This window comes from Nostoc sp. (assembly GCF_054880495.1).
The window spans coordinates 19840-27143 of record NZ_JBTYKD010000220.1 but is presented as its reverse complement, the minus strand read 5'-3'; the positions used below and the strand labels follow the sequence as shown (position 1 = coordinate 27143).

Sequence of the window (7304 nt, the reverse complement as noted above, 5' to 3'; positions counted from 1 at the left end):
CAACCGATGTAGATCCGGTTGTTGGTGCTGGTGATCCACTCGCAAAACCGATCCCATACGTTGGCGCTTTCGCGACGTTGTAAGGTTGTTGTCATTGTTTTATAAATGCGATTATTTGTGAATGAATTAGGTAGGTTTGGCTACCTCTTACACATCTTAAATAATTTATTGCGTTTTGTAAAGTACTTTCAGAAAAAATTTTCTCTTGGGATTTACGCACCCGCAACAGAAAATCTCCAATCCTCTGAAAAAGGGGACTTTGCCCACAACAGCGCTTAAGCACACTCTGCGGATTCTTCTCTACCAGACGCGTAGCTTGCTTCCACTGTAGGGGTACGCGGACTGGCTAGCGCTGTGCTAACGTAATTAAGTTTTGTAACGGGGATTTAGCGTAAAGTCGAGTCATATCATGTCCGCTTGATTACTTAGTTCCTAAGATAGACCCAGGCTAACTAAGATACTTGCTACTATCAAAAATTTCAATTTTTGTTTTCGGAGAGTGACAAAAGCGGAATAAGCTTTTTGGCAATTTTTGCGTAAGTCCTGTTCAATTCACTGCTGGCTGCTTGGGTATTGACTCTACACCTTCTAAAGGGGGACGCACAGATAAATAAATCAATGGCCCGAATAGCGGTATCAACGCTATTAACCAGAACAACTGCGGATTTTTCCAACCGCGACGCGCCATATCATCCCCTAGTAATGTGGGAAAGATTAGGCAAAGTAGGCAGAAATCTAAACTCATCACATTAATGAAGCGGTTGGTTTGCCACTGTTGCACAAAACTGTCCCAATCTCCTCCTGTTAAACCGTAGGCAACTAGAATAACCGTGGCTACAGTCAAGACAACCCCAGTCACACGAGAATCTAGCACCTTGAGCAAGGCATTCTTTTTACCCACAAACTGATTATTTGGTTCTCGTAGGGCTAAGTAGGGTAACAAGGCAAAAGCACCAACTGCGAAAGAGGCGATCGCAAATAACCAAGCAGGTATTTTTTGTCCTCTACCATCAATAAACACTACTGCGCTGTAAATAAGAGGCCAGATGCCCATGAGGTTGAATAGTGCTATCACTAACGGGTTAATGCCTTGCCACTGGCCAATAGAAAGGTTTTTAATTAACTCAAATGTACCGGGTTGCTCAGGAGGAGCGAGGAAAAAAGCATAGGTAGTGAATCCCAGCCACAGTAGTCCAAAGGCAATTTTTCTAACCATAAAAAATTTAAGTAGGATTAATTATTAATTTTGCCGCTACAAATTGGCTATCTGCTTGCTATTGTATTATTGACTGCCTAAACCCGTAGCGAGTTGTCCCTAAATATCATACTAATCCGATTAATCTTTATTTAACGTGTCGCGGAAGTCCCCACCTTCTGGTGCGTCCGCTACGCAAACAATGTACTCTAATGGTAGGTATTGTGAGCGGGGGATGAACGCGAACAGCGTCACGAAGTGAGGATTGCATCTGGAATTGATTTTTTACTTGGTAAAAAATTAATTCCAGATGTATGACGAATCCCCAAGATTTTCTGGTAAGATATTCACTGTCTTGACCCTCCGGGTTCAAAATCGCTCTTTGTTCGCGTAGCGTCTCCCTTAGGAGAGGGAAACCCTCAAGACCGCGTTTTTCACCATCAATGCCACAAGCGAAAACCTTTTCTTATAGGTATATGTTGCAAGAGAACCCTTCTCTTCTCTTCTCTTCTCTTCTCTTCGAGAGGCTGCGCCAACGAGAGGCTTCTCTTTCAGAGACGCGAACGCGAACGCCAACGACTTCGCTCAGGGTAAAAGATTTGGGTTTTGGGAACCAGGACTCCTGACAAGAGGAGGGAATGTCAGACTTTCTAGTACTACGGAGTTCTGGAGGCTATTCCCGATGAATTGGGAGAGCTACGTCCGTTTTACGGCGGAGTAGTTCACGGATTGAAATAACTGAAAGCTTCTGAGAGATAATCAGCAGCAGATGCCACGACTGCGATCGCACTTTCATAATCTAGGCGCGTTGGTCCCAAAACTCCCACACTTCCTACTGCTATTGAACCTCGGCGATAGGTGGAAGAAATCAAGGTGCAGGTGCGTATCGGTTCTAGAGGGTTTTCCGCGCCAATGCGAACCGTTACCTTTGGCTTCCCCACATCCTCAAACTCTGGTTCCTCAAATATTAATCGCCATAGTTGGTCTTGTTCTTCTTCCAGCAGGTGGATAATCGTTTGTACTTGCTGTAACTGGGAAAATTCTGGCTGGCGCAAAACTTCTGACACACCCCGAACCATAATTTGGGTTGCAGTCGGCGCAAGAGTGCGACGAGTCAATTCGGCAACGGAATTTTTTAAGAATTCCCCATAGCGTTGAAATTCCTGATCTAGTTCGCTCCAGTCGAGATAGGCTAATTCCAACAGACTTCGCCCCCGTAAGTGGCTATTCAAAAAGTTAGAAACAATCTGCAACTCGCGATCGATTACCTCTGAATCGCGTTGTCTTTCCTCTGGTACTGGCGACAAATCCATCAATTTGGAATGTGTCTCATAACCATCTGTCACCACAATCAGCATGATTCTTCCCGCTTCTATTTGCACTAATTGCAGATGTCGCACTAGCGCTGTAGTGGTTTGCGGCATCGTAATCAAGCTAATGCAGCCACTCAAGGTTGCTAAAATTTGTGCAGCTCCTTGCAGTAGGGTTTCTAAACTCCAATCTTCCCATTGGAGACCCTTTTGCAGTGCTACCTCTACTTCTCGCCCTAAAGTTTCCGTACCATTTTCCTGCGGGACGCGCAAGAGACGTGAAAGCAAGCTACGTGTAGCGTCTGTCTGCGACACGCTGCGCGAACCCAGAGAAGGTGTAATTAGCTGGTCAACATAAATGCGATAGCCTGAGTCTGATGGTACTCGTCCGGCGGAGGCGTGTGGTTGGTAGAGTAATCCAGACTTTTCTAAAACGCCCATCACATTGCGAATTGTAGCTGAACTTACTCCGAGGTCGTACTCATCAACCAAAGCTTTTGAACCAACCGGCTCTGCTGTAGCAATATAATGACGTATCGTTGCCCAAAGTATATGCTGTTGTCGATTTGTCAACTGGACTTCCATAAGGCAAATTTTAATCAAACTCTGAAAAAATTTCTGGATTTGATCGCAAACAGAGATTATTAATAATTAATTAAGTTACCAAATTATTCAGTTCTCTAATGATAAGTATTTTTAAAGTTTGGGTTCAGCATTTTTTGAAAGTGCGCTTGAAATATAAGTGAGACTTGTACTGCAAAAGCTGCTTTGACTCACAACAGTACTTTTACATAATTTTAAATTTATAACAGTATTATTGAATACGTATTTTCCGGGAATAGCTGATATATTGGGGTCGAAAAGCTCTGTGAATATATACTCACTAGCAAAAGGTGTTAAGTTTGCCCTGAAAACCCTAAGTTGATGTAGTCCTATTTTTACAATAGCAGAAGCCAGCTGGAAGAATAAGTCCCAGCTGAGTCATCGATTATTAATATTGGGGAATTGAAGGGTCAACTAATAGGGAGTAAGCATCAATACCACCGGAAATATTTTGCACATTTGTAAAACCTTGAGCAATTAACCACTGACACATTTGGCCAGAGCGGATGCCGTGGTGACATAGCACAAAAGTTTCAGCTTGGGGATTGAAGAGAGTGGGTACTTTATCTCCCCATTCGGCAAATTGACTTAAAGGTAGGTTGACAAAGCCCTCAATGCTAGCGATCGCCAATTCTTCTGGTTCACGTACATCTACTAGCTGAATACTTACATCACTGGAAGATAGACGTTGTGCTAGTTCTTTTACACTAATATGGTTCATGGGTTGACTAAAAGTGTTCCCGGTCATGAGGTTTCTGTAAACAATCCTAATACTATTTATGGTGACAGAAAATCTCTGCCTTGGCATGAGCATCCATTCTCAAGAGTGCTGATTGATTCTGGCAAGCTTTCTGTTTAAATGGCTGTAAACTGTCTTTCTTAATAGGTTTAATGTGAATAAGCAACGTTCATTTATCGGTTTTATCGTCGCTGGTGCGATCGCACTGCTAGTAATTGCGATCGCTAGCTTTTACTGGTTTTTCGGCAAAAGTCCGGCTAAACTCATTGCTTCTACCTCTGGTGCTGGTTCAGCCATATTCGTGTCAAAACTTTCCCCTGTAATGGTATCATTCTTGGCGAATCCTGACCGTTTGCAGGCGTTAGAGCGGGAAGAGGAATTATCTAAACTCAAAACCAGTTTATTCGCCAAGAGTGGCATAGATTACAAACAAGACATTCAACCCTGGTTAGGGGACGAAATTACATTAGCTATCACCACTTTAGATATTGATCGCGACGGAGAAAACGGACAGCAGCTAGGGTATCTATTGGCACTAGCAACCAAGCAACCGCAAAAAAGCCGCGAGTTTGTTGAGTTGTTGTTTTCCAAACGGGCATTAGGTGGAGCAAACTTAGCTGTTGAACAATACAAAGGCGTAAAGCTGATTTATGACAATCAGGAAGTAATTACAGAAGAGAAAATCCAAAATCGTTCGACTGAGCGTTCGCGTAGCGTTATGCAGGAAAGTCCAAAATCCGTCTTGGAAAGTTCTGATACCTACGGCGGGCTGCGCCAACGCCGGAAGCCGACGCTCAGACTTTCCGCAAAATCTCAAAATTATCTAGCTGGTGCTGTTGTCGGCGAAGGCTTTGTGTTGTTTGCCAATGATCCGAAAGTGCTGCGAGATGCGATCAATAACGTCCAAGCGCCCGATCTTAATTTGACTAGCTCTCCCGAATACCAAAAAGCTACCAAAGAACTTCTCAAAGGGGGTTTAGCTGTAGCTTTCTTGAATCTTCCCATTGTGGCAAAATGGCAAGGCTTAGAGTTACCAGAACAACTTTATAACAGCCAAATCATCTCCTTGGCGTTAAACCCCAAAGGATTACTAGCAGAAACCACCTTTCTGACTTCATCGGAAATTGTCTCTCCATCAGCACCGCTATCTAAACCTGTGGGAGCATTGCAGTATATTCCAGCGTCCGCAGGTTTGGCAATTTCCGGCTCAAATTTGAGTAATTTGGCTAACAGTGATTTAGCCAAACTCTGGAGACAAGCGACAGCAACTATATATGGTTCTGAAGAAGATGTAGTTTCTCGGTTAGCAAAACCTTTGGCGGATGTTCAAAAACGCTGGGGCATAAACTTACCAGAGGATATTTTTAGCTGGGTACAGGGAGAATATGCTATAGCATTGTTACCTGAGAAAGAGCAAACAACCCCCCATTGGATTTTTGTAGTAGAAAAATCTGAGGATGTAGAACAAGGCGTTGCTCGTTTGGATGCGATCGCTTCATCCAACCGACTCAGCATCAGTCCCTTAACTATAAACAAGCAAAAAATCTCCGCTTGGACAGAGTTAACCACGGCTACAAAAAAAACTGATGCCAAAGAAGGAGCATCTTTCAGCATCGAAACAAAAGTGCAGGGATTACATACAAATTTAGGAAATTACGAAATTTTCACGTCTGACTTAGAGACGATGAATGAAATCCTCACAACCAAGGATAATTCCATAATTAACAATCCCAATTTCCAAGATAGTATCGCAGCAATTCCCCGACCAAACCAAGGCTATATATATCTTGACTGGAGAAAGAGCCAGAATTTGTTAGAGCGTCAAGTACCGATTCTCAAACTAGTGGAAGTTTTAGGTAAACCATTTTTTAACAACCTGCGATCGCTCACAGTCAGTAGTTATGGAACTGAGGCGCGATCGCTTAAAGGCGGCGTTTTCTTCAAACTCCATAGTTCGTGATTCTCCAGTTCCCCTTCTCCCAAGATGGGAGAAGGGGTTAGGGGATGAGGGCAAATGCACATCATGATGAATTTGTACAGTGCGTAAGTCCGATAAAAATATAAAACGATACTTATTTTATCAAAATCACACATTGAATATTGAATCTACATTTTCTGACGACAACGCCCTCAGTACCGCCTGGTATCGTTCCTCAACATCCTCTCGATCCAATTCCTCCAATAAGTCTTGGCTGCCGCGTCTAATCATATTGGCATGACGCAGCAGCGCCACACGGTTCTTTTTATTATCAGTGTACTTAGCAATAGTTGCGATCGCCTCCAGCAAGCGGATTGTGACAGCTACATCTTGTCGCCCGTACTGTCGAATCTGGTGAAAGGCATCATCAACTAGTCCAGAAAACGTCACCTGATTAGTAATTAGGCGGAGGTTCTGATCGTCATCGTAGCAATAGGGTGACGGGAAATCTTTTGCAGCTAGACGGCACAGTGCTACACTAAGTTGGTCAATACAGCGAATTGCTGTGAACGGGTCATTGACGGCAGGAGAAATTGCCCGAATAGCAATCTCGACTAGCTGCTTAGTAGAGAACTCCACATCCTGAAACGGAGTGCGTTCTCTACCCAAAATGAATGCATAATTGATCTGCTGGGTGAGCTTTCGATTCACACGTTCAGGGGGCGAAGCACTGACTAACTCGCTACCTCGCACGATAAACTTGCCTGGACGCTGCTTTAAATGCAACAGAAGGTTTTTTGACTTGGCGATGTTAAGCAAGCGGTTGTAATCAATTGCTCTAATATAACCACTGCTAGTTGCCTGGATTGGATAGGCTTTTTGGTTGAAACCCGTTGCGATTTCCTCAACAAATTGCCGCTTGTCTTCTGGATGACGATTTCCAACGTTTTCAGATAATAGCCCATCAATATTAGATTCCAGTTCATCACTAATCTCCCTGATAATGTGCCATGCATGAATCGAGGTTGAGGCGTGGTGGATGAAGTAGATTAGGACAATGATACTAGCGATCGCCAGCAGGATAGCGACTGTGATTGAAATCTTTGGCACAAACGGTTGCTCTCTACCAACATTAACACTCCGTAACACCAGCAAAGAGTAGATAAATGTCGCCAGGAACGTACCGAGTACGAACTGATATTTCATGTCTTGCATAAAATTTCGCAGTACTCGTGATCCAAACTGCTGGGAAGCCAGAGTCAGGGCAACGAGCGTGACAGAGAAGACAGTACCGGCGACGGTAATCATTGAACCAGCGATGGTTGAAAGCACAGTCAGCCCACTTTCCAGTCCGCCAGTGAAAGGCTTCAAGCCGAATATTTCCATTAATTCTGACTTGCCTGCCAAATCTAAATTTAGCATCAAGAAAGCCAGTGCGATCGCTGCACCCGTCATCAGTGTCGGTACAAACCAATAGCTGGAGCGTAGCGTTTCTCGAAGTTTAATCCGGTTATAGTTTTTCATCTGCCATAGTTTTGC

5 protein-coding genes are annotated in these 7304 nt (G+C 43.8%); 1 reads left to right on the top strand and 4 read right to left on the bottom strand.

The genetic code is table 11. From position 1 onward, the window contains the following. Nucleotides 1-547 precede the first annotated feature (547 nt). The 3 genes from ACYTXL_RS20220 to ACYTXL_RS20210 all read right to left on the bottom strand — a co-directional run bounded on the left by ACYTXL_RS20220 (nt 548) and on the right by ACYTXL_RS20210 (nt 3856). Complete coding sequence (locus ACYTXL_RS20220) at nt 548-1216, bottom strand: DUF2834 domain-containing protein (RefSeq protein ID WP_461926288.1); 669 nt, start codon at nt 1214-1216, stop codon at nt 548-550. A gap of 701 nt (nt 1217-1917) precedes the next feature. Continuing rightward, nucleotides 1918-3090 carry an HrcA family transcriptional regulator gene (locus ACYTXL_RS20215; RefSeq protein ID WP_461926287.1) on the bottom strand — a complete coding sequence of 391 codons (1173 nt, stop codon included), beginning with the start codon at nt 3088-3090 and terminating at the stop codon, nt 1918-1920. Between the two features lie 406 nt (nt 3091-3496). After that, entirely contained in the window at nt 3497-3856 is a 360-nt protein-coding gene (locus ACYTXL_RS20210) for a rhodanese-like domain-containing protein (protein WP_461926286.1), read from the bottom strand. 145 nt (nt 3857-4001) lie between these two features. Here ACYTXL_RS20210 and ACYTXL_RS20205 point away from each other — a divergent pair, with 145 nt between their 5' ends. Then, nucleotides 4002-5807 (top strand): DUF3352 domain-containing protein, encoded by a 1806-nt coding sequence (locus ACYTXL_RS20205; RefSeq protein ID WP_461926285.1) that lies wholly within the window; start codon nt 4002-4004, stop codon nt 5805-5807. Between the two features lie 126 nt (nt 5808-5933). Here the strand turns inward: ACYTXL_RS20205 and ACYTXL_RS20200 are convergent, their stop codons facing one another. Beyond that, nucleotides 5934-7289, bottom strand: a complete 1356-nt coding sequence (locus ACYTXL_RS20200; protein ID WP_461926290.1) for a DUF2254 domain-containing protein — start codon at nt 7287-7289, stop codon at nt 5934-5936. Nucleotides 7290-7304: the final 15 nt, after the last annotated feature.